The 18,880-nt window shown below is 31.1% G+C and carries 19 protein-coding genes; 10 read left to right on the forward strand and 9 right to left on the reverse strand.

Features of this window, described 5'->3' with window-relative positions; genetic code table 11:
- Positions 1–196 precede the first annotated feature (196 nt).
- The 3 genes from radA (at position 197) to GFV01_RS08345 (ending at position 3,133) form a co-directional block, all read left to right on the forward strand.
- Positions 197–1,552: a DNA repair protein RadA gene (gene radA / locus GFV01_RS08335; protein ID WP_160542591.1), complete on the forward strand. Its 1,356-nt coding sequence runs from the start codon at positions 197–199 to the stop codon at positions 1,550–1,552.
- 266 nt (positions 1,553–1,818) lie between these two features.
- Positions 1,819–2,685, forward strand: a complete 867-nt coding sequence (locus GFV01_RS10255; protein WP_160566427.1) for a M23 family metallopeptidase — start codon at positions 1,819–1,821, stop codon at positions 2,683–2,685.
- A gap of 40 nt (positions 2,686–2,725) precedes the next feature.
- Positions 2,726–3,133: a polymer-forming cytoskeletal protein gene (locus GFV01_RS08345; protein WP_160557314.1), complete on the forward strand. Its 408-nt coding sequence runs from the start codon at positions 2,726–2,728 to the stop codon at positions 3,131–3,133.
- Between the two features lie 36 nt (positions 3,134–3,169).
- Here the strand turns inward: GFV01_RS08345 and GFV01_RS08350 are convergent, their stop codons facing one another.
- Positions 3,170–4,438, reverse strand: a complete 1,269-nt coding sequence (locus GFV01_RS08350; RefSeq protein ID WP_160566430.1) for an NAD(P)/FAD-dependent oxidoreductase — start codon at positions 4,436–4,438, stop codon at positions 3,170–3,172.
- Positions 4,439–4,603: 165 nt separating this feature from the next.
- Between GFV01_RS08350 and GFV01_RS08355 the strand changes: the two genes are divergently transcribed.
- Complete coding sequence (locus GFV01_RS08355; RefSeq protein ID WP_160542595.1) at positions 4,604–5,179, forward strand: DUF3109 family protein; 576 nt, start codon at positions 4,604–4,606, stop codon at positions 5,177–5,179.
- A gap of 7 nt (positions 5,180–5,186) precedes the next feature.
- Here GFV01_RS08355 and GFV01_RS08360 read toward each other — a convergent pair whose 3' ends face one another.
- From GFV01_RS08360 to GFV01_RS08380, 5 genes are read right to left on the reverse strand one after another with little or no spacing between them, the layout of a single operon-like run.
- A complete protein-coding gene (locus GFV01_RS08360; RefSeq protein WP_255448969.1) occupies positions 5,187–5,480 on the reverse strand; it encodes a thioredoxin-like domain-containing protein in 294 nt (97 codons plus the stop codon).
- 38 nt (positions 5,481–5,518) lie between these two features.
- A complete protein-coding gene (locus GFV01_RS08365; protein ID WP_160566433.1) occupies positions 5,519–5,710 on the reverse strand; it encodes a hypothetical protein in 192 nt (63 codons plus the stop codon).
- A gap of 2 nt (positions 5,711–5,712) precedes the next feature.
- Positions 5,713–6,441 carry an LPS export ABC transporter ATP-binding protein gene (gene lptB, locus GFV01_RS08370; protein ID WP_105297198.1) on the reverse strand — a complete coding sequence of 243 codons (729 nt, stop codon included), beginning with the start codon at positions 6,439–6,441 and terminating at the stop codon, positions 5,713–5,715.
- 60 nt (positions 6,442–6,501) lie between these two features.
- A complete protein-coding gene (locus tag GFV01_RS08375) occupies positions 6,502–7,650 on the reverse strand; it encodes a PAS domain-containing sensor histidine kinase (protein ID WP_160566436.1) in 1,149 nt (382 codons plus the stop codon).
- A gap of 57 nt (positions 7,651–7,707) precedes the next feature.
- Entirely contained in the window at positions 7,708–10,563 is a 2,856-nt protein-coding gene (locus GFV01_RS08380) for a BamA/TamA family outer membrane protein (protein WP_160566440.1), read from the reverse strand.
- A 3-nt stretch (positions 10,564–10,566) separates the two neighbouring features.
- Between GFV01_RS08380 and GFV01_RS08385 the strand changes: the two genes are divergently transcribed.
- From GFV01_RS08385 to GFV01_RS08400, 4 genes are all read left to right on the forward strand, one after another.
- A complete protein-coding gene (locus GFV01_RS08385; RefSeq protein ID WP_160566443.1) occupies positions 10,567–11,316 on the forward strand; it encodes an RNA methyltransferase in 750 nt (249 codons plus the stop codon).
- Positions 11,313–12,083 (forward strand): Kdo domain containing protein, encoded by a 771-nt coding sequence (locus GFV01_RS08390; protein ID WP_160566446.1) that lies wholly within the window; start codon positions 11,313–11,315, stop codon positions 12,081–12,083. The genes GFV01_RS08385 and GFV01_RS08390 overlap by 4 nt, the downstream gene beginning before the upstream one ends.
- A gap of 104 nt (positions 12,084–12,187) precedes the next feature.
- Positions 12,188–12,754: a cob(I)yrinic acid a,c-diamide adenosyltransferase gene (locus GFV01_RS08395; RefSeq protein ID WP_160566450.1), complete on the forward strand. Its 567-nt coding sequence runs from the start codon at positions 12,188–12,190 to the stop codon at positions 12,752–12,754.
- Positions 12,747–13,358: a thiamine diphosphokinase gene (locus tag GFV01_RS08400; RefSeq protein WP_160566727.1), complete on the forward strand. Its 612-nt coding sequence runs from the start codon at positions 12,747–12,749 to the stop codon at positions 13,356–13,358. The genes GFV01_RS08395 and GFV01_RS08400 overlap by 8 nt, the downstream gene beginning before the upstream one ends.
- Positions 13,359–13,528: 170 nt before the next feature.
- On the opposite strand, the gene ffh is transcribed toward GFV01_RS08400, so the two are convergent.
- Positions 13,529–14,875 carry a signal recognition particle protein gene (ffh, locus tag GFV01_RS08405; protein ID WP_160566453.1) on the reverse strand — a complete coding sequence of 449 codons (1,347 nt, stop codon included), beginning with the start codon at positions 14,873–14,875 and terminating at the stop codon, positions 13,529–13,531.
- Positions 14,876–15,083: 208 nt separating this feature from the next.
- Between ffh and GFV01_RS08410 the strand changes: the two genes are divergently transcribed.
- On the forward strand, positions 15,084–16,010 hold the full coding sequence (locus GFV01_RS08410) for a manganese-dependent inorganic pyrophosphatase (protein ID WP_160566456.1): 927 nt from the start codon (positions 15,084–15,086) through the stop codon (positions 16,008–16,010).
- Between the two features lie 111 nt (positions 16,011–16,121).
- On the opposite strand, the gene GFV01_RS08415 is transcribed toward GFV01_RS08410, so the two are convergent.
- Both GFV01_RS08415 and GFV01_RS08420 read right to left on the reverse strand, forming a co-directional pair.
- Positions 16,122–16,577, reverse strand: a complete 456-nt coding sequence (locus GFV01_RS08415; RefSeq protein WP_160566459.1) for a DinB family protein — start codon at positions 16,575–16,577, stop codon at positions 16,122–16,124.
- Between the two features lie 31 nt (positions 16,578–16,608).
- Positions 16,609–17,274 carry an HAD family phosphatase gene (locus GFV01_RS08420; RefSeq protein WP_160566462.1) on the reverse strand — a complete coding sequence of 222 codons (666 nt, stop codon included), beginning with the start codon at positions 17,272–17,274 and terminating at the stop codon, positions 16,609–16,611.
- 298 nt (positions 17,275–17,572) lie between these two features.
- Here GFV01_RS08420 and GFV01_RS08425 point away from each other — a divergent pair, with 298 nt between their 5' ends.
- On the forward strand, positions 17,573–18,823 hold the full coding sequence (locus GFV01_RS08425; RefSeq protein WP_160566465.1) for a CinA family nicotinamide mononucleotide deamidase-related protein: 1,251 nt from the start codon (positions 17,573–17,575) through the stop codon (positions 18,821–18,823).
- Positions 18,824–18,880: the final 57 nt, after the last annotated feature.

The raw sequence follows: 18,880 nt of genomic DNA on the forward strand, positions 1-18,880 counted from the left end.
TCTTTTTTTAATCTTTTTTGCTAATTTATTACTAATATACTGAATACGAACCACTTAACCTCAAAAAAAATTTTTAATTTTTTTTAATTCTTTTTTAATCCTCCAGATACTTGTTATTATATAGTCATTAACAAAGATTATTATAGACTATCTTTGTACTAACTAATAAATGTAAATAACTATATATATATTAAATATGGCTAAGGCTAAAACTACTTTTTTTTGTCAAAATTGCGGAACTCAATATTCTCAATGGCTGGGTCAATGCAAAGTATGCGGAGAATGGAACACTATTGTTGAAGAAGTTATTGAAAAAAGTTCTGCAAATTCTATTTCTTCCCTTAATTCCTCTTCTTCTAGAAATAAAATATATAAGATTCACGAAATTGAAACTACGGATGAATATCGTATTCTTTCTAATGACTCTGAACTGGATCATTTATTAGGTGGCGGTATTGTTCCCGGTAGTGTTATTTTGATTGGAGGCGAACCCGGCATCGGTAAATCTACTTTGTTGTTGCAAATTTCTTTACAAATACCCAGAAAAGTATTATATGTTTCGGGAGAGGAAAGCAGTAATCAAATTAAAATGAGATCTGACCGTTTGGATATTTCTAATTCTGAATGCTATATTTTAACGGAAACTTCAACTCAAAAGATTTTGAAGAAAGCTCATGAACTTCAACCGGAGTTGTTAGTGATTGATTCCATTCAAACTCTACATTCTTCTTATATAGAATCTTCTCCGGGAAGTATATCTCAAATTAGAGAATGCGCTTCCGAATTAATTAAATATGCTAAGGAAACTTCTACTCCTGTATTTTTAATTGGACATATTACTAAGGAGGGTTCTATAGCCGGTCCTAAAATTTTGGAGCATATGGTAGATGTCGTTCTTCAGTTTGAAGGGGACAGAAATTATGTTTACCGACTTTTACGTGCAAATAAAAATAGATATGGATCTACTTCCGAACTTGGAATTTATGAAATGTTCTCTTCCGGATTGAAACAGGTAAAAAATCCGTCTGAAATTTTAGTATCTAAAAAAGATGAAAGTTTATCGGGAAATGCTATTGCGGTTACTTTGGAAGGATTACGCCCTATGTTGGTTGAAATTCAAGCATTGGTATCAACGGCTGTTTATGGAACACCTCAACGGGTGACAACGGGTTTTGACGTCAAACGATTAAATATGTTATTAGCTGTTTTGGAAAAGCGTGCGGGTTTTCATTTGGGAACTAAGGATGTGTTTTTAAATGTTACCGGAGGTATTCGTGTTGATGATCCTGCTATTGACTTAGCTGTTATTTGTGCTATTTTGTCTTCTAATGAGGATATTTCTTTACCGGATAATTGTTTATTCGCCGGTGAAATTGGTTTAAGTGGTGAAATCAGGCCTGTAAATCGTATTGAACAGCGAATCATTGAGGCTGAAAAATTAGGTTATGATGTCATTTTCATTTCTAAGTATAATAAAATTGATCGCAAGAAATATAATATAAGGGTTGAAATGGTTTCTAAGGTTGAAGATGTCTATAAGTTATTATTCTAATTAATTGTATGTAAATTTCTCTTTCTTCGTATGATGTAAACTTTTGCAGTCAATATATTTTTATTATACTAATAAGTGATATTTGGCATTTACTATTTATTACACATTGTATTTTTATTTTTTTATATTAACGAAAATTGTGGACAGTTTTGTGCTTACAAATAATGTCTAAATTTTTGCTAATTTATTGTTAAACGTAATGTTTAAATTATACTTTTAGTTTTAATTTTTTTATATTTGTTCCACTACCTTCAGAATATTATACTATGAAAAATAACAAATCTAAATATTCCACTATAATTATTACTGATAAAAATTCACTGGAAACAAAAATTTTTTCTGTTAAGAATAAGCATATAAGAAATATTTTTCTGTACAAAAAGATTTTACTTTTATCATTTTTTACTATATTTTGTTTAGTTGCGGGATTGCTTAGTTATATAAGTTATGTGTATTACCAAAAACAAGATTTACATGTTAAGATTGCCGATCTTGAAAGCAAGTTGGATACTAAAAAATTAAATGATATGATTATCAATCTTAATGAAGCTGAAAAATCTTTATTAAAGATTGAGAGATACCTTAAAGATCGTCAAGTTAAAACCCTCCCTACTAACTCCACTAATTATAATGTTGATAATGTGGGGGGAGAGTATTATCCTGTTAATGATTCTAACTTAAATTTAATTGAAAATAAAAAAAAGAGAATTTCCGATATATATAAAAAGATTCAATTCATTCCTATCGGCTTACCTCACGTTGGAAGGATTACTTCTAATTTTGGTGTGAGAGGAAATCCGATGAAAAAAGGTAAAGGATCCGAGTTTCATCCGGGTTTGGATATAGCGGGAACTATAGGTGATCCTATTCATGCAACTGCGAATGGTGTTGTTACCTTTGCCAGTGTTAGAGGTGGATATGGCAATTGTGTAATGATAAAGCACCATTTCGGTTATGAAACATTATACGGTCACATGTCTAAAATATTGGTTAAAGAAGGACAGGTTGTCAATGCCGGAGATGTTATTGGTGAATTAGGAAGTACCGGCCGTTCTACCGGACCTCATGTTCATTATGAAATTATTTTAAATAAAGAAAAAGAAAATCCAAATAATTATTTGCATGTAAACTAAATATGAAATAAATTTAACTACTATATAAAATAAACTAACTATGTTCAATAAAAAAAAAGGAGCTGCTCTTAATTTATCTACAGAAAACATTACTACTATTATTGCGGAGGATTGTAAAATCGAAGGAAATATAGAATGTAAAGAATTTATTAGAATTGATGGTCAAACATTAGGAAATGTCAATAGCACTTGTGGGCTTGTTGTTGGTCAGAAAGGAAGTGTTAAAGGAGATATAAGGACTAAAGAACTTATTGTATATGGCCAAATTGACGGCGATATTTTTGTTGATAATCTTAGTTTGAAAAACTCGGGGTCTATTATAGGAAATATGCAGGTAAAAAGTTTTCAAGTTGAAAATGGTGCCTTATATAAAGGCACCGTTAGTATGGATCAAAATAATTCTACTCCTGTTAATAAAAAAGAAAATAATTCTCAAATTGTAGTGTAAATTCTATTACTGAAATTTATACAATATTTTAGATATTCAGGGTCTTGGATCTCCAATTTTATAAGCACTTCCTAAGGAAGAATTTTTAGATATGTATATGGTTAACCAACGATATAAAGTATTTAATCTATTACCTATGGAAACTAAAGAAATTAAGTGGATGGACGACCAAATAATCCATGCCGGTAATCCTTTTAAAAATAAGGTAGGATGAATCAGATCGGCTACGGCTTTATTTCTTCCGATAACTGCCATAGACCCTCTATCTTTATAACTGAATGGTACAGGTTGATAGTTGTCTTGGGTAAGTTGTTTTTTTAAATTATTTGCCAAATTTTTTCCTTGTTGTATTGCTACTTGGGCTAATTGCGGATGTCCTGCAGGAAAATTAGGATCGGTAGTCATTATACAGGTATCTCCTATTGCATATATATTTGAAAATCCTTGAATTTTATTATACGCGTCAACTTGCATACGTCTACCTCTTCCATACACTTCTTTGGGTATTCCTTCAAAAATTCTTGAAGTAACTCCCGCTGTCCAGATTATAGTTTTTGTTTCAATTTTATCTCCGTTTGAAAAATATATGGTGTTTTCATCACAATCTTTTACTTGTGTATTTACGAGTATTTTAACTCCTAATTTATCTAAGGCGTGATAAGCTTCTTTGTGAGATTTTTCGCTCATAGGTCCCAATAATACAGGGCTTCCTTCTACCAAATAGACTTGAATTTGGTCTTTTAAATCTTTATAATCAACATTTTCAATATAATTGATAATTTCGCGAATAACTCCGGCTATTTCAACTCCGGCAGGTCCTCCTCCGGTGATGACGATGGATAATAATCTTTTCTTTTCTACTAAATCAGTTTCTCTACTGGCGGCTTCTAACCTTTCTAAAAGTATATTTCTAAGTAACAAAGCATCATTTAAGGTTTTCATTGGAAAGGCATATTTCTCTAAATTTTCCATTCCGAAATAGTTACTTTGCGTTCCCGTTGCTAAAATCAAAATATCATAATCTAATTCTCCATTAGATAAGACTACTTTGTTTTCATCGGATTTGATTTCAATTAATTCTCCTAATCTGAATTTAACATTTTTTTTATGTCTTATAAATCTACGGAAAGGATAGCTGATAGCTGCGGGATCTAAAATACTTGAACTTACTTGATATATTAATGGTGGAAAAAAATTATAGTTGTTTTTGTCGACTAAGGTAATTTCAAAATTAGGATCATTGGACAATCTGGTGATTATATTAATCCCAGCAAAACCTCCACCTATTAATACGATTTTTTTCATAATTTGCACTAAAAAATTAATTTAACATATTGATGCAAACACATTTATTTCTTAAGAACACAAAAATGTATAGCATACATTTTATCAAAGTTACTGTTTTTTTGTAAAGTTATATAAACTTTTAATAAAAATTTAATGCTATCTTTGAATTTATTTTCAAAAATCATGATTCAAATAGAAGATACAATAATTTCTTTAGATGTATTACAGAAACAATTTGTTTGTAATCTTAGTAAATGCAAAGGGATATGTTGTGTGGAAGGAGATTCGGGAGCTCCACTCGATGAAGAAGAATTACCGATTCTTGAAGACATATATGAGCAGGTATCGCCTTATCTTAGAGAGGAAGGAAGAAGGGCTATTGAATTGGAAGGTAAATATACAACCGACCTTGATGATGATTATGTTACTCCGTTAATAGAGGGTAGAGAATGTGCTTATGTAATCTATGATGAAAATCAAGCTGCGAAATGCGCCATTGAAAAGGCTTACGAAGACGGTAAAATTGATTTTAAAAAACCTATTTCCTGTCATCTGTATCCGGTTCGTCTTCAAAAATTACGAAAATATGTTGCGGTAAATTATGATGAATGGTATATATGCAAGGATGCGTGTACTTTAGGTAAAGAACTTAATGTTAAAGTTTTCGAATTTTTAAAAGAACCTTTAATTAGAAAATTCGGTGAAAATTGGTACCATCAGCTGATAGAAGCTGAGAAACTTTTAGAAATAAGTAAATAATTTAGCTTTATTTTTCCTGCAATGCATCTATGGTTTTTTGTATTTCTGTGTCATTTGCCGTAATTGCATAATAGTAAGCAATTTTTCCTTGTTGATCTATTACCATATAGCGTGGAATCCAATTTAATTCAATATATTCTGTAAAAGGATTTTTCCAACCAGTTGAAATCCAATAATTATCACCCGTATTTAATTCATACTTAGTGATACCGTTTTTCCAAGAATCGTAATTTTTGTCTAATGACAGATAGATAAAATCTACATTGTTATTTTTTTGCTTAAGAGCCCGTGAATCGGACATTCCCACTATGCAATCTTTACACCAAGATGCCCAAAATTTCAGGATGGTAACTTTACCTTTGTGTTTTTATTTAGTACGGATTGCATCGTTGTTTCTTTATTATCCGTATCAACTACAAGTTGCTTTAAGGCTTCTTCGGAAAATTCAGTTTTGGAAATTAATGGAACTTGTTGACTATAACTTAATGTAGCTATTAAAGTGATATATAGTCCTGTTAAAATTTTTTTCATTATTATATTTTTTCAAATCTGAAATTTTCTCCTAAATATACTTGACGAACTATCGGATCATTTGCTAATTCTTCGGGATATCCTTCCTTTAATATATTTCCTTCGAACATAACATAAGTTCTATGAGTGATAGCCAGAGTTTGCTGAACGTTATGGTCTGTTATTAAAATTCCTATGTTTTTATTTACCAAAGAACGCACGACTTTTTGAATATCTTCAACGGCAATAGGGTCAACTCCTGCAAAGGGTTCATCCAGTAAAATAAATTTAGGATCGGTAGCCAGACATCGGGCAATTTCGCAACGACGTCTTTCTCCTCCCGACAATAAATCTCCTCGGTTCTTACGAACGTGTTCTAAACCAAATTCTTCTATTAAAGAATCTGCTTTTATTTTTCTTTCTTTCTTCGAAAGTTTAGTCATCTCCAACACTCCCACAATATTATCCTCAACTGATAATTTCCTGAATATGGAAGCTTCTTGAGCCAAATACCCGATTCCTTTTTGTGCTCTTTTATACATAGCATCTTTGGTTATGTTAATCTTATCCAAAAATACATTTCCTTGAGTAGGCTTGATTAAGCCTACAATCATATAAAAAGAAGTGGTTTTTCCGGCTCCATTAGGCCCTAACAATCCTACTATTTCTCCTTGTTTTACATTTAATGAAACATCTTTAACTACTCGTTTGTTTCCGTATGTTTTTATTAAATGTTCTCCTCGTAATATCATAATATCAAAAGTAATTAAATTACTACGTTTTTTTCTATTACTCAATAAAATTTTTACAAATTATTTTTTTAAAGTTATTCTAAAAGTAGTCCCTTTATTAATTTCGGTATTTTGAACGAAAATTTTACCGTAATGATAATCTTCAATAATTCGCCTGGCCAGAGACAAGCCTAGCCCCCATCCTCTTTTTTTAGTTGTAAATCCGGGTTTGAATATTTTTTTCACATTTTTTGATTCAATGCCTGATCCTTCATCGGAAATATCTATAAAAATATTTTTTTTGTTATCGTGGATTTGCAATTTTATTTTTCCTTCTCCTTTCATGGCATCTGCCGAATTTTTAATGAGATTTTCGATAACCCAACTATATAAGATGTTATTTAAGGAAACATATACAGGATACTCCGGTGCTTGAAATTCAAACCCGATTTGTTTGGACATTCTTCTTTTCAAATACATAAATGCTTGTTCCGATATTTCCACGATATCTTCTTTTTTTAGTGAAGGAGTTGATCCTATTTTAGAAAATCTGTCGGTAATATTTTGCAGTCTGTGTACATCTTTTTCAATATTTATTATCGGTTTCTGATCAATTTCTTCTGTTTTTAATATTTCCAGCCATCCCATGATGGATGAAAGCGGCGTACCGATTTGATGTGCGGTTTCCTTAGCCATTCCAGCCCATAGTAAACTTTGCTCTGTTTTTTTTACGGTTTTAAAATACCAATAGGTAAACCAGACAAACAATGTTACTAGTATAATTAGCACAAAGGGATAATAACCTAATTGTGTCAGTAGAACCGAGTTTTTATAATATACGTATTGATTTCCAAAAGGAAGTTTAATAAGAATGGGATAGTAGGATTCTGCCATTTCGTGCAATTCTTCCTTTAATTTTAAAGAATCTGAAATAATTTTTTTACTTACATTTTTAGAATCAATGTAATTTCCTTTTTCATCTACTAAAATTACGGGTATGGTAGTGTTTTGCTCGATAAGCTGCACTAAAAAAAATTGAGTTTTAGGAGGAATGTCTGTTTCCGTGTTTAATAATTCCAACGTTTTGGCATAATTTGAAATTTTTACGGATTCTTCTTCTTTTAATTCTTCAACTTTACTGTTAGAAAAGATTATAATAAAAAGAGCTACTATAAGCGCCAATATATACCCAAACCAATTCCGTAATCTAACATTTTTAAAAAAGCTCATTTTCCGAATTTTATGAATTCATATATCAACGTATTTATGCAAACAAAAATTATTTGATTAAAACGGATAGTCGATAGCAAAATTAACTTGAGGTTTCAACAGATTGATATATTTAAAATACCATCGGTCATTTTCATCTCTTCTTGGATCATGAAATCGATAAGCAAAATCAAAGCGAATGATAAAGTTACTTATATCCCAACGGATCCCCCATCCCCCTCCAATTCCCAGTTCTTTATAGAAGGAATTAAATTCAAATTTATTCAGTGAATTATTATTAATTCCCCAAACATTTCCTGCATCTACAAATAAAGCTCCTTCAAACCCTTTACTTGGTAAAGGAAACCTGTATTCTACCTGAGTCAACAATTTAAAATTATCGATCGCTATTAGTTCATAGCCGTCTTTTCCTCCTAATTTTGATGATCCCGGACCAAAACCAAAGGATTTCCAGGCTCGAACATCACTCGGTCCACCCACAGAGTAGCTTCGGTCAAAAGGCATACTAAAGGAATTTCCATAAGGTATTCCTATTCCGGTAAAAAGTCTCGCATTAAACGATTTTTTTCCGGAAAAAATCCAAAATTTCCTTAGATCTAAATCGAATTTCACATATTGTGAATAGGGAACTCCAAATATTTGTTTTATAGTTTTATTATTGGAAGTTGTAAAATCTTTGAGTGTTTTGTTAAATAAAGATTCCAGATTACCTGCTAATTCCACTTGTGCTTTTAAATAAAAAGGATGTTTACCCGGAAAATATCCTAATCGTTGATCGTAGGTAAAATCATATTTAAAAGAGGAGATTAATACATTCTGTGTGAAACGATAACGACGAAATTCCATTAAGTCGTAATCGTTAGCTAAACTTAAATGCGTAGTTCTTAAATAATCTTGAAAGTCTATATTATTCTGAATTTGAAACAGCAAATCATTATCGTTATGGTTTTTGTCGTACTCCTCTTTGGCGGAAGGATACTGTTGAAAATATAAATCGTAAACACTATTTCTTACTTTACTGTCTTGTGTATATATGTTGAAATAATTATTAGGATTTAAAAACTGCGTATATTGTAGATTCCATAATGTAATTTGGTGAACGGTAGTTCGGGTGGGATTGAAATTATAAAGTAATCCGGCATTATAACTTCTTTTATCCAAACCTATGTTATATTGTGCATTATATCCTAAAGAAATTGCCGATGAAGGCCCCCAGGCTTTAGGAATAATTCTTTTTGCGTTGAAAGGCAAAATAAGCTTAGGAAAGGATAAACTGGCCTGCGCTGATAGTTCCGATGCATTAAAAATTTTACTGTTATTTTTTTTGGTTTTAATATTTCCTAAGGATCCTCCAAAACTGACACTTAAATTTTCTGCTCCTCCAAAAAGATTTTTTACCGTAAAAGTAAGGTTGGGAGTTATTCCGAAATTGACAACACCTGAATTAAACGCTTCAAATCCTAATTCATAAGAATATTTATCCATGGGAGAAAGAATGATATTGGATATTAAGGTAGAATCTGAGTCTTTTTCAGGAACTGTATTAAACCCGAGGATGTTAAAATTATTTACTTTATATATATTCCTTCGAGTACGAGTCTCAGAGCTTAAATTATATGAATGCCCTTTTTCAATGGCTAACATATCTGCCAATACTCTGTTTTTATATTTATTTCCTAAATGGTTAACAATGAAAGCTATGGTATCGTTAACCATGATTTTTGTTTTCTTTCCGTCAACCCGTCTTACTATTTTTTTGGTAGTTACATAGAAACTTGAGTCTATAGTATTTTTACTTGTATCTCTATTTTCGTTATCTAAAAGTGAAATGTTTATTTTATTGTATTTAAATCTTTTGAATTTATGTACTAAAGTATCTTTCTTAAGAGTATCCGATCTAGTAGAATCGGTAACAGCTGCGGTAGTGGTAGAACCTCCTATTTGGCTTTTCTTGATTGATAATCTGACCGAAACATCATATACATTATTAGCCGTATCTACATAGTAAATAACTTCATCTTTAAGATCATTAAAACGATAATATCCCATATTTTTAAAACGGTTTTCCAAACGGGATATCTCATTCTCAATTACATAAGCATCTAATCGATCTCCTTTTTTAACATAGGAACCTCTACTGAATAGGTTGTATATAAATTCGTCTTTTGAAAGTTCATAAGTTTGAGACTTTTTTTTCTTCGCCTGTCTTGTTCGTTTTAAATAATGAGCATATAAATCATCTTTTATTTCATCGGCAATATCATACGTAATTGTATCCATAATCATAGGACGCCCTAATTTTATGGAATATTGCACATGAGCTTTTTTACCGGAAGTAATTACACTGTCTCTTACAATGGACTTACGCCACCCTCTATTTTTAAAATATTGTTGTATGTTTTTTGAAGAAGTTTTAGATAGTAAGGTATCAACTAATACAGGGGCTTCTCCATTATTATAAAAAAAGCGATCGAACCATCTGGATTTGCCAACATAATTTTTTAAGTTATATTTTACATATAGAGAATCCAGTAATTTTTGATTTCTTTGTTTTTGACTTACTGAATAGTATTCTGCGTAGACGGAATCGAATGTAGGATTTGAGAAATCATACAGCCACAACCCTAATGGAATTATGAATAGTATTTTTTTATTAGATTTTTGCTTTACATAACTGTCCAATTCATCCTCAAATGGTTTCTTGTATTCGTTGATAATTTCTTTGCCTTTTTTATTCAAAAAGGGATTACCGTATGCATCCAAATAGGGTTTTCCTTTTTTATCTACATATTTATATTTATTATCAATAAATAAATGTCCATTTTTAGGTACTTTATTTGTTCTACATGAAAAAATGAGAAACAGTTGAACAAAAATCAATATTTTTACTATAATATTGTATCCTAATTTCATTTTATGTTGTCTGCAAGTAAAATTAAACTTATTCAGTCGCTTTCAAAAAAAAAGTATAGACAAAAATATAACTTATTTGTTGTTGAGGGTATAAAAAGCATTAAAGAATTCAGCTTTTCGCAGTTTTCTGTAAAAAACATTTACAGTACGGTTCCCATTTCTTTTTTGGATGAAAATCAATATCAGATGATCAGTTCCGAAGAATTAAAAAAGATTAGTTTTTTAACCACCCCTCACGATGCATTAGCAGTATTGGAAATACCTCAAAACTCAAATAATTCATATAGTGGAATACAATTAGTATTGGATGAAATACAAGATCCGGGAAATCTGGGAACTATAATACGTCTTGCAGACTGGTATGGGATTAAACAGATTTTGTGCAGTAAAGGAACTACTGATGCCTATAATCCCAAAGCTGTTCAATCTGCAATGGGATCGTTAAGCAGAGTTAACGTTGTATATACAGACATCGCTGAAATATTGACAAATTCCAACATACCGGTTATGGGTACAGATATGAAAGGTGAAAATTTATATACAACGGATTTACCCGAAAATTTTTATGTGGTTATGGGTAATGAAGGAAATGGCGTTTCAGATGAAATAAAATCTCTGTGTACACATACTCTAACAATCCCCAGATTCGGCTTAGAACAAAAAACAGAAAGTTTAAATGTCGCCATGTCTACCGGAATAATTTTAAGTGAATTCTACTCGAGAGCTGCAAAATTAAAAGGGAATATAAAATGAAATGGAATTCGTATATATCTAAAAAATATCGTAACAATACGGACATATTAAATGAAATAATCGAAAATTTTGATTCTTTAGGTGAGATTATATTTCAAGAACGGAACACTTTACGTAAAATACCTCATCCTGTACTGGGAAACGTAGCGGTAAAATCTTTTAAAAAGCCTCATCTTCTCAATCAACTTGTTTATGCTAATTTTAGAAAATCTAAAGCCCATCGTTCTTATTTTCATGCTGAAATTTTAACTTCTAAGGGTATAAACACACCGGAACCGATTGGTTTTTTTGAAGAGATTCATAATTTTAAAATTAAAAGATCTTTTTATTTTTCAAAGTATTCTGAGTATGATTTTACTTTTAGGGAACTCATTGAAAAAAGAAATAGTTTTGATGATTGGGAATTAATACTGAAAGAATTTGTTTCATTTGTTTTTTCTATTCATGAAAATCATATCTTATTTAAAGACCTTTCACCGGGAAATGTACTCATAAAAAATGATCACGAAAAAAACGCATATTCTTTTTCATTAATCGATTTAAATCGGATGAGTTTTAAATCTTTATCTTTAGATCAAAGGCTTCAAAATTTTATTAGATTATCCTTAACGGATGAAATGATCCCTATCATTGCAAAAGAATATGCCAAATACAGCCATGAAAATGTTAATTTTATCAGGGAACAATTGCATAAAAAAAATAATAAATTCATAGAAAAGAAGGAAAGAAAGAAAAAGATAAAGAAACTGTTGGGTAAAAATGTTTAGCATCTTTTAGTCCCGTTTTTATTTAAATTAACTTTACTATTAAAAATTTCAAAGATTCAATTTTTAAATTTTTTCATATTTACAAGTAACAAAAAGATATTTTAATGAAAATATATACGAAAAGAGGTGATGACGGAACTACGGGTTTGTATGGCGGAAAACGTGTATCTAAGAATTCCATTCGCGTTCAATCCTATGGCGAAATAGATGAATTAAATTCTTATATCGGTTTGCTAAGAAGCTATGGTTCTCTTAAAAATATTGATGAACAATTAAAAATTATACAAAATTTACTATTTACTATCGGTGCTGAATTAGCTACTCCTTCAGATAAAATATATTCTCCAAATGGAAAACCTAAAATATCTTGTTTACTTTCTGAAGAAAAAATAATTTTATTGGAGCAATGGATTGATGAAATAAGCGAAACCCTCCCTCCTTTAAAGCAATTTATTCTTCCGGCAGGAAATGTATCTTCTTCTACTGCACATGTTGCAAGAACCGTATGCAGAAGATCAGAAAGAACTATAGTCACCTTAGGTGAAATTGAAGATATAAGACCCATTATTCAAAAATTTATAAATCGTTTGTCTGATTATTTGTTTGTTCTTGCGCGATATTTTGCACATTTAGCAAATGAAATTGAAGAACCTTGGAATCCCAATGAATAAAGCATTACTTTTTTTAAACGGAAAAAAACCTACAATTTTACCTGAAAATTTAGATTCATATTCCATTATTACGTGTACAGACGGAGCGTACAGCAGATATGTAAAAAATTTACCTTTTACAATTAATTATATTTCAGGAGATCTGGATAGTGTACAAGTATCGACTATCCCGACGTCTATTCCAATTATTGAAACACCGGATCAAAACAAAACTGATTTTCATAAGGCTTTAGAATTATTGCTGGATAAAGGTATACATAATGTGGATGTTTACGGTGGCAGCGGAAGAGAAAGCGATCATTTCATTGGAAACTTATCTACAGCACTATTTTTTAAAAATAAACTCCGCATTACATTTTACGATGATTATTCAAAATTCTTTTTCTCGGGTAAATCAACGAAAATTAATGACGCAAAAGGTAAAACCATTTCCTTAATCCCTTTTTATGAGGCAAAAAATATTTGTACGAAAGGTTTACAATATCCCTTATCTAATGAAAGTCTTATATTTCCGCAACGATTAGGTACGCGTAATGTGGCTGTAGAAAATGAAGTTGTTGTAACCTACGGTGAGGGCGAACTGTTGATCTATATCAGCCGATAAACTTTTTTTAGCTAATAGAATTAGTTAAGTCTTGAGGTTTTTAACGATATAGACGCTAGAAATAACATCTAATAACTAAATAGTTCACGATTAACTAGTTAACGATTATAATCGTTATTAATGATTCTTTAAAAAGTTTGCCTTTTATTTAAATAATAGGGATATCTAATTTAAAAAGGCTTTCCTCCCGACATTTGTTTTGCCATTGCTTGCATCATCATCCTTCCTTGCGGTGTTTGCATCATCTTCATCATTTTGCTCATCTGTTCAAATTGTTTTAACAGCTGATTGATATCCTGTATGGATCTACCGCTTCCTTTAGCTATTCTATTCTTTCGAGATGTAGTTATAATAGCCGGATTTCTTCTTTCTTCAGGAGTCATGGAATAAATTAAAGCTTCAATATGCTTGAAAGCATCGTCATCAATATTAATATCTTTTAATGCTTTACCTGCACCCGGTATCATTCCAAGCAAATCTTTCATATTTCCCATTTTCTTAATCTGCTTAATTTGATTAAGGAAATCGTCAAATCCGAACTGATTTTTCGCTATCTTTTTCTGTAATTTACGAGCTTCTTCTTCGTCAAATTGTTCTTGGGCTCTTTCTACTAGTGATACCACATCTCCCATTCCTAAGATACGATCAGCCATACGCGAAGGATAGAAAATATCCAGCGCTTCCATTTTTTCTCCGGTGGAAATAAATTTAATTGGTTTTTCAACCACAGTACGTATAGTTAAAGCAGCACCTCCTCGGGTATCGCCGTCTAATTTGGTTAATACTACCCCATCATAATTCAAAACATCATTAAAAGCTTTGGCTGTATTAACCGCATCTTGTCCGGTCATGGAATCCACTACAAACAAAGTTTCATTTGGACTGACTTTTTGATGAACGTTTCTGATTTCATTCATCATACTTACATCAATCGCCAAACGTCCTGCAGTATCAATTATAACAACATTAAATTTATTTTGTTTAGCATATTCTATGGCATGACTGGAAATATCAACCGGATTTTTACTTTCCGGTTCTGTGTATACTTCTACTCCAATTTGATCTCCTAAAACTTTTAATTGATCAATTGCTGCCGGACGATATACGTCACAGGCAACTAACAGAACTTTTTTTTGTTTTTTAGTTTTAAGATAATTAGCTAATTTTCCCGAAAAGGTAGTTTTACCGGAACCTTGTAAACCCGCAATTAAGATAACGGTAGGATTCCCCGATAAATTTACTCCGACATTTTCTCCTCCCATCAGATCGGCCAACTCATCATGTACAATCTTCACCATTAACTGACCCGGCGTAACGGAAGTAAGCACATTTTGACCTAAGGCTTTCTCCTGAATCCTTTTAGTCAAATCTTTGGCTACTTTATAACTAACGTCTGCATCCACTAAAGCTCTTCTAATTTCTTTAACGGTTTCAGCAACATTAATCTCCGTGATCTTTCCTCTCCCGCTGATGTTATGTAATGCCTTATCTAATTTATCTTGTAAATTCTGAAACATATTCGGTACTTATATACTATTATACTATTTATACTAACTGCAAAAATAGTAAAGTTTTACTTAATTTAAAAATATGTATTTCAGTAATTAGAAAGCGCCTTTCTTTGCTAAAAAAGTTTAAAAATGTATATTTGCTTTTATATTAAATTAAATAAAAAAGACATCGTGTTTTTATACATGATTAAAAAATTTTCAAATTTTAGCTAACATGAATAAAATTTTAATTACAGGGCATCAAAATCCTGATACGGATACCATTACCTCTGCTATTTCATTTTCTTACTTACAAAATGCCTTAGGTAAAAATACAGAGGCAGTCGCTTTAGGTACTCCTAATGAAGAAACCCAATTTGCCCTGAATTATTTTAAGATACAAGCGCCTAGAGTTATTTCTAGAGCTTCCGATGAAACGAAAGAAATTATTTTGGTAGATCACAATGAATTCCAACAATCGGTTGCAGATATTGAAGAATTGAATATTTTAGCTGTAATAGATCACCATCGTATCGCTAATTTTCATACTTCTGTTCCTCTCTATTATCGCGCTGAACCTGTGGGATGTACTCAAACTATTATTTCAAAAATTTATAAAGAAAATTCCATTGAAATCCCCGCTGCTATCGCAGGTCTTATGGTATCAGGGATTATTTCCGATACGTTATTATTTAAATCTCCTACTTGCACACAAGAAGATGTACATGCAGCTCATGAATTAGCAAAAATTGCTGGTATTGAGGTTGAAAAATACGGATTTGATCTTCTTAAAGCAGGAACCAATCTTTCCAACAAATCTGCCGAAGAATTACTATCTCTGGATGCCAAATCTTTCGAAGTAAACGGAAAAAAGGTACGGGTTGCTCAAGTTAACACAATTGATTATGATGATGTATTTTCTAATAAATCCAATATAGAGGCTGCTATAACCGACCAAATTAATAAAGAAGGTTATGATCTTTTTTTACTTGTAGTGACTAATGTGTTGGATAGTGATTCAAAAATTTTAGCTATGGGTAATGCTGCTCAAGCTTCAGAAAAGGCTTTTGGAATACGACTTGAAAACGGCGAAGCTTTCCTTAAAGGGGTGGTTTCCCGTAAAAAACAGATTATTCCCCAAATAACTGAAGCATTATCCTAGATTCATCCATATTCTTAATTTTTTAGAAACCAAGCACTTTATTTAAAAGTGCTTGGTTTTTTTATTTTACAATTAACACTAAAGGCTGTTAACTTATTTAAAAAAAATATTTTACACTAATTTTTTCATACTTGACACAATTCCGTAGTGTAATGCTTCATGGGTATTGTTAAAATTTATCGCATCTTCAACGGAAGAAATCACAATGCCCATTTTTGTTTCAAATTCAGTATAAGATTCAAATTTTTTTTCATTAAAATCTTCTTCCAATTGTTCAGCGGTGATAATTAGCTTACTTTTTAAGTAGTCAATTTCATCTTCTGTAATTACAAATCTGGGAAAAGTACCATTTTGATAGTTTTCAATCCAGTCATTAGTTATCAGCGGATTTAAACCTGACATTTTATAATGAAGAATTTGTTGAGAAACCAACGTATGGGCAACATTCCAAAAAATATTATTTTTAAATCCTTCAGGAATTTTCTGTAATTGCTCTATACTTAAATCGTCAATCTCTTGTACTAAGGATTTACGGTATATTTTAAAAATTTCAAATTGTTTTTTCACCTCAAAAAGAATTTTAACAAAAGTATTAAAGTTATTTAACTAAACCAATGGCCCTAATCGTATCGGAATCTAAATTAGAAAAATCATTTATTATTTGATCCGCTGTAGACAAATCTTGATCACCGGAGGCTTCACTTTTATAACCTATACAAAATATACCGGCCCTATTGGCGGCAATAACGCCATTAGTCGAATCTTCAATGACAATACAGTTTTCTTTTGGTTGTCCTGATAATTTTACAGCTTCTAAAAATATAGCAGGATTGGGTTTTGATTTTGGAAAATCTTCTCCACTCACAATATGTTTAAAATAAGGAAACAATCCAAAACGATCAAAAATTTTAGTTAAGGTTACACGAGCCGAAGAAGTAGCCAAAAGTAATTGAAAATTATCTTTATATAAGCTTTCGATAAGAGTTCTTACACCCGGCAATAAATCTAGATCTTCATCTTCTTGAAAAATTTTATTAAAAATATTTCTTTTTTGTTGAACCAATTCCTCAACCTCTTGTTTCAAACCATATTTTTGTTTCAAATTTTGATATAAATTACGGGTAGATAATCCTCTGAACGTATCATATTCTTCCTGAGATATATCCAATCCTATAGAATGAAAATGTTTTTTAAATGACAATTCATGAATAGGCTCAGTATCTACTATTACCCCATCCATATCAAAGATAACTGTGTTTATCATAAGTTTATTTTATCTACAATTGCAGTGTAGGTTTTAATTCTGATATTTTTTAATTATTCTCAATAAAATTTGATTTATTTAAAAAATTGTGAATTTAAAGGCTCAAATTTAAGAAATATTGTGTCTACTATGCAGCCGTTACTAATATTCTAAATTTGGGATGAGCATCTACTTTATATAAATTAATTGTAAAATTTTACACTATTTCTGAAATTTCATTTTTTTAAAATTTTTAACTCATGAAATTAACACAAATATCCTGTATAATTATCTAAATTTGATATTTAAATTTATATATATGAAAGCGTGTATTATCGTTATTGGAGATGAAATTCTTTCCGGAAGAACTCTGGATACCAATTCTAATTTCATTGCTAAAAAACTAGATCTTACAGGGGTTTCGGTCACAGAAATTTCGACAATCTCCGACAACCCCGATTCTATAGTGACTAAATTAAAAGAAGCCTTCGCATCTGACACTAATTTTATAATAACAACCGGGGGACTGGGACCTACTAAAGATGATAAAACCAAACAAACTTTAGCAGAATTCTTATCTGATCAATTAGTTATTAATCAACCTGCTTTGGATTACATCACTCAGTTGTACTGTACAAATGGTCGAACGATGAATGATTTAACCCGCAAACAAGCTCTTGTACCATCACATTCGGAAGTTATAATTAATAGATATGGTACAGCTCCTATCTTGTGGACAAAAAAATCAAATAAGATTTTAATCAACCTTCCGGGTGTTCCCTATGAGACCCAAGCTATGTTTGAAGAATTTATTATTCCGAAAATAAAAAAAGAATTTAACCTTCCCTTTATTGTAAGGCGTTCTGTTATTGTTGTAGATTATCTTGAAAGCGAGTTAGCCACAACGTTAACGGATTGGGAAAACAATCTTCCTGATTTTGTGTCTTTGTCTTACTTGCCTTCGGGGTCTAGGATTGAACTTAGATTGAGTGCAAAGGGAACTGATAAAAAACTACTTGAAGAAACAATTACTAAAGAAATAAAAAAACTATCTCAAATTTTACACGAGAAATTACTCTCAACTACTACTACCAATATAATTGAAATTATTGCCGATTTTTTCTCAAAAAATAAGCTCACTTTATCAATCGCTGAAAGTATTACCGGTGGAAACATATCTCATAAAATCACTTCCTTAGCGGGAAGTTCTGTTTATTATAAAGGAGGAATTACGGCTTATAGCTCATTAATTAAAGAGAGCGTTTTAAAAATACCCGAACCTTTTATTCATACTCATAAAGTTGTTAGTGAAGAAGTAGTTAAAGAAATGGCAATCCGGTGTGCAAAGTTATTTAATTCAGATGTTGCAATATCTACTACAGGCGTTGCCGGTCCAAGTTCTGATGAATTTAACGATCCGGTAGGTTTAGCTTATATAGGTTTATATGTTCATGGAAATACCTATGTAAAAAAATATTATTATCCTCATGTAACGAGAGATGAAATGATTACTCGAATAACCAATAAAGCATTGGAATTTATTTATTTTGAAATGATTGAAAACAAATAAAAGTTGACCCACGTATTTGGTATAATTTTAGATTTTACGTAGAGATAACAAATCATC

The organism is Apibacter sp. B2912 (assembly GCF_009827835.1).
Taxonomy (GTDB): domain Bacteria; phylum Bacteroidota; class Bacteroidia; order Flavobacteriales; family Weeksellaceae; genus Apibacter.

What these genes read in the sequence shown, in the direction of transcription:
- radA (WP_160542591.1), top strand. Translation starts at nt 197, where the DNA reads ATGGCTAAGGCTAAAACTACTTTTTTTTGTCAAAATTGCGGAACTCAA.
- GFV01_RS10255 (WP_160566427.1), top strand. Translation starts at nt 1,819, where the DNA reads ATGAAAAATAACAAATCTAAATATTCCACTATAATTATTACTGATAAA.
- GFV01_RS08345 (WP_160557314.1), top strand. Translation starts at nt 2,726, where the DNA reads ATGTTCAATAAAAAAAAAGGAGCTGCTCTTAATTTATCTACAGAAAAC.
- GFV01_RS08350 (WP_160566430.1), bottom strand. Translation starts at nt 4,438, where the DNA reads ATGAAAAAAATCGTATTAATAGGTGGAGGTTTTGCTGGGATTAATATA.
- GFV01_RS08355 (WP_160542595.1), top strand. Translation starts at nt 4,604, where the DNA reads ATGATTCAAATAGAAGATACAATAATTTCTTTAGATGTATTACAGAAA.
- GFV01_RS08360 (WP_255448969.1), bottom strand. Translation starts at nt 5,480, where the DNA reads ATGTCCGATTCACGGGCTCTTAAGCAAAAAAATAACAATGTAGATTTT.
- GFV01_RS08365 (WP_160566433.1), bottom strand. Translation starts at nt 5,710, where the DNA reads ATGAAAAAAATTTTAACAGGACTATATATCACTTTAATAGCTACATTA.
- lptB (WP_105297198.1), bottom strand. Translation starts at nt 6,441, where the DNA reads ATGATATTACGAGGAGAACATTTAATAAAAACATACGGAAACAAACGA.
- GFV01_RS08375 (WP_160566436.1), bottom strand. Translation starts at nt 7,650, where the DNA reads ATGAGCTTTTTTAAAAATGTTAGATTACGGAATTGGTTTGGGTATATA.
- GFV01_RS08380 (WP_160566440.1), bottom strand. Translation starts at nt 10,563, where the DNA reads ATGAAATTAGGATACAATATTATAGTAAAAATATTGATTTTTGTTCAA.
- GFV01_RS08385 (WP_160566443.1), top strand. Translation starts at nt 10,567, where the DNA reads ATGTTGTCTGCAAGTAAAATTAAACTTATTCAGTCGCTTTCAAAAAAA.
- GFV01_RS08390 (WP_160566446.1), top strand. Translation starts at nt 11,313, where the DNA reads ATGAAATGGAATTCGTATATATCTAAAAAATATCGTAACAATACGGAC.
- GFV01_RS08395 (WP_160566450.1), top strand. Translation starts at nt 12,188, where the DNA reads ATGAAAATATATACGAAAAGAGGTGATGACGGAACTACGGGTTTGTAT.
- GFV01_RS08400 (WP_160566727.1), top strand. Translation starts at nt 12,747, where the DNA reads ATGAATAAAGCATTACTTTTTTTAAACGGAAAAAAACCTACAATTTTA.
- ffh (WP_160566453.1), bottom strand. Translation starts at nt 14,875, where the DNA reads ATGTTTCAGAATTTACAAGATAAATTAGATAAGGCATTACATAACATC.
- GFV01_RS08410 (WP_160566456.1), top strand. Translation starts at nt 15,084, where the DNA reads ATGAATAAAATTTTAATTACAGGGCATCAAAATCCTGATACGGATACC.
- GFV01_RS08420 (WP_160566462.1), bottom strand. Translation starts at nt 17,274, where the DNA reads ATGATAAACACAGTTATCTTTGATATGGATGGGGTAATAGTAGATACT.
- GFV01_RS08425 (WP_160566465.1), top strand. Translation starts at nt 17,573, where the DNA reads ATGAAAGCGTGTATTATCGTTATTGGAGATGAAATTCTTTCCGGAAGA.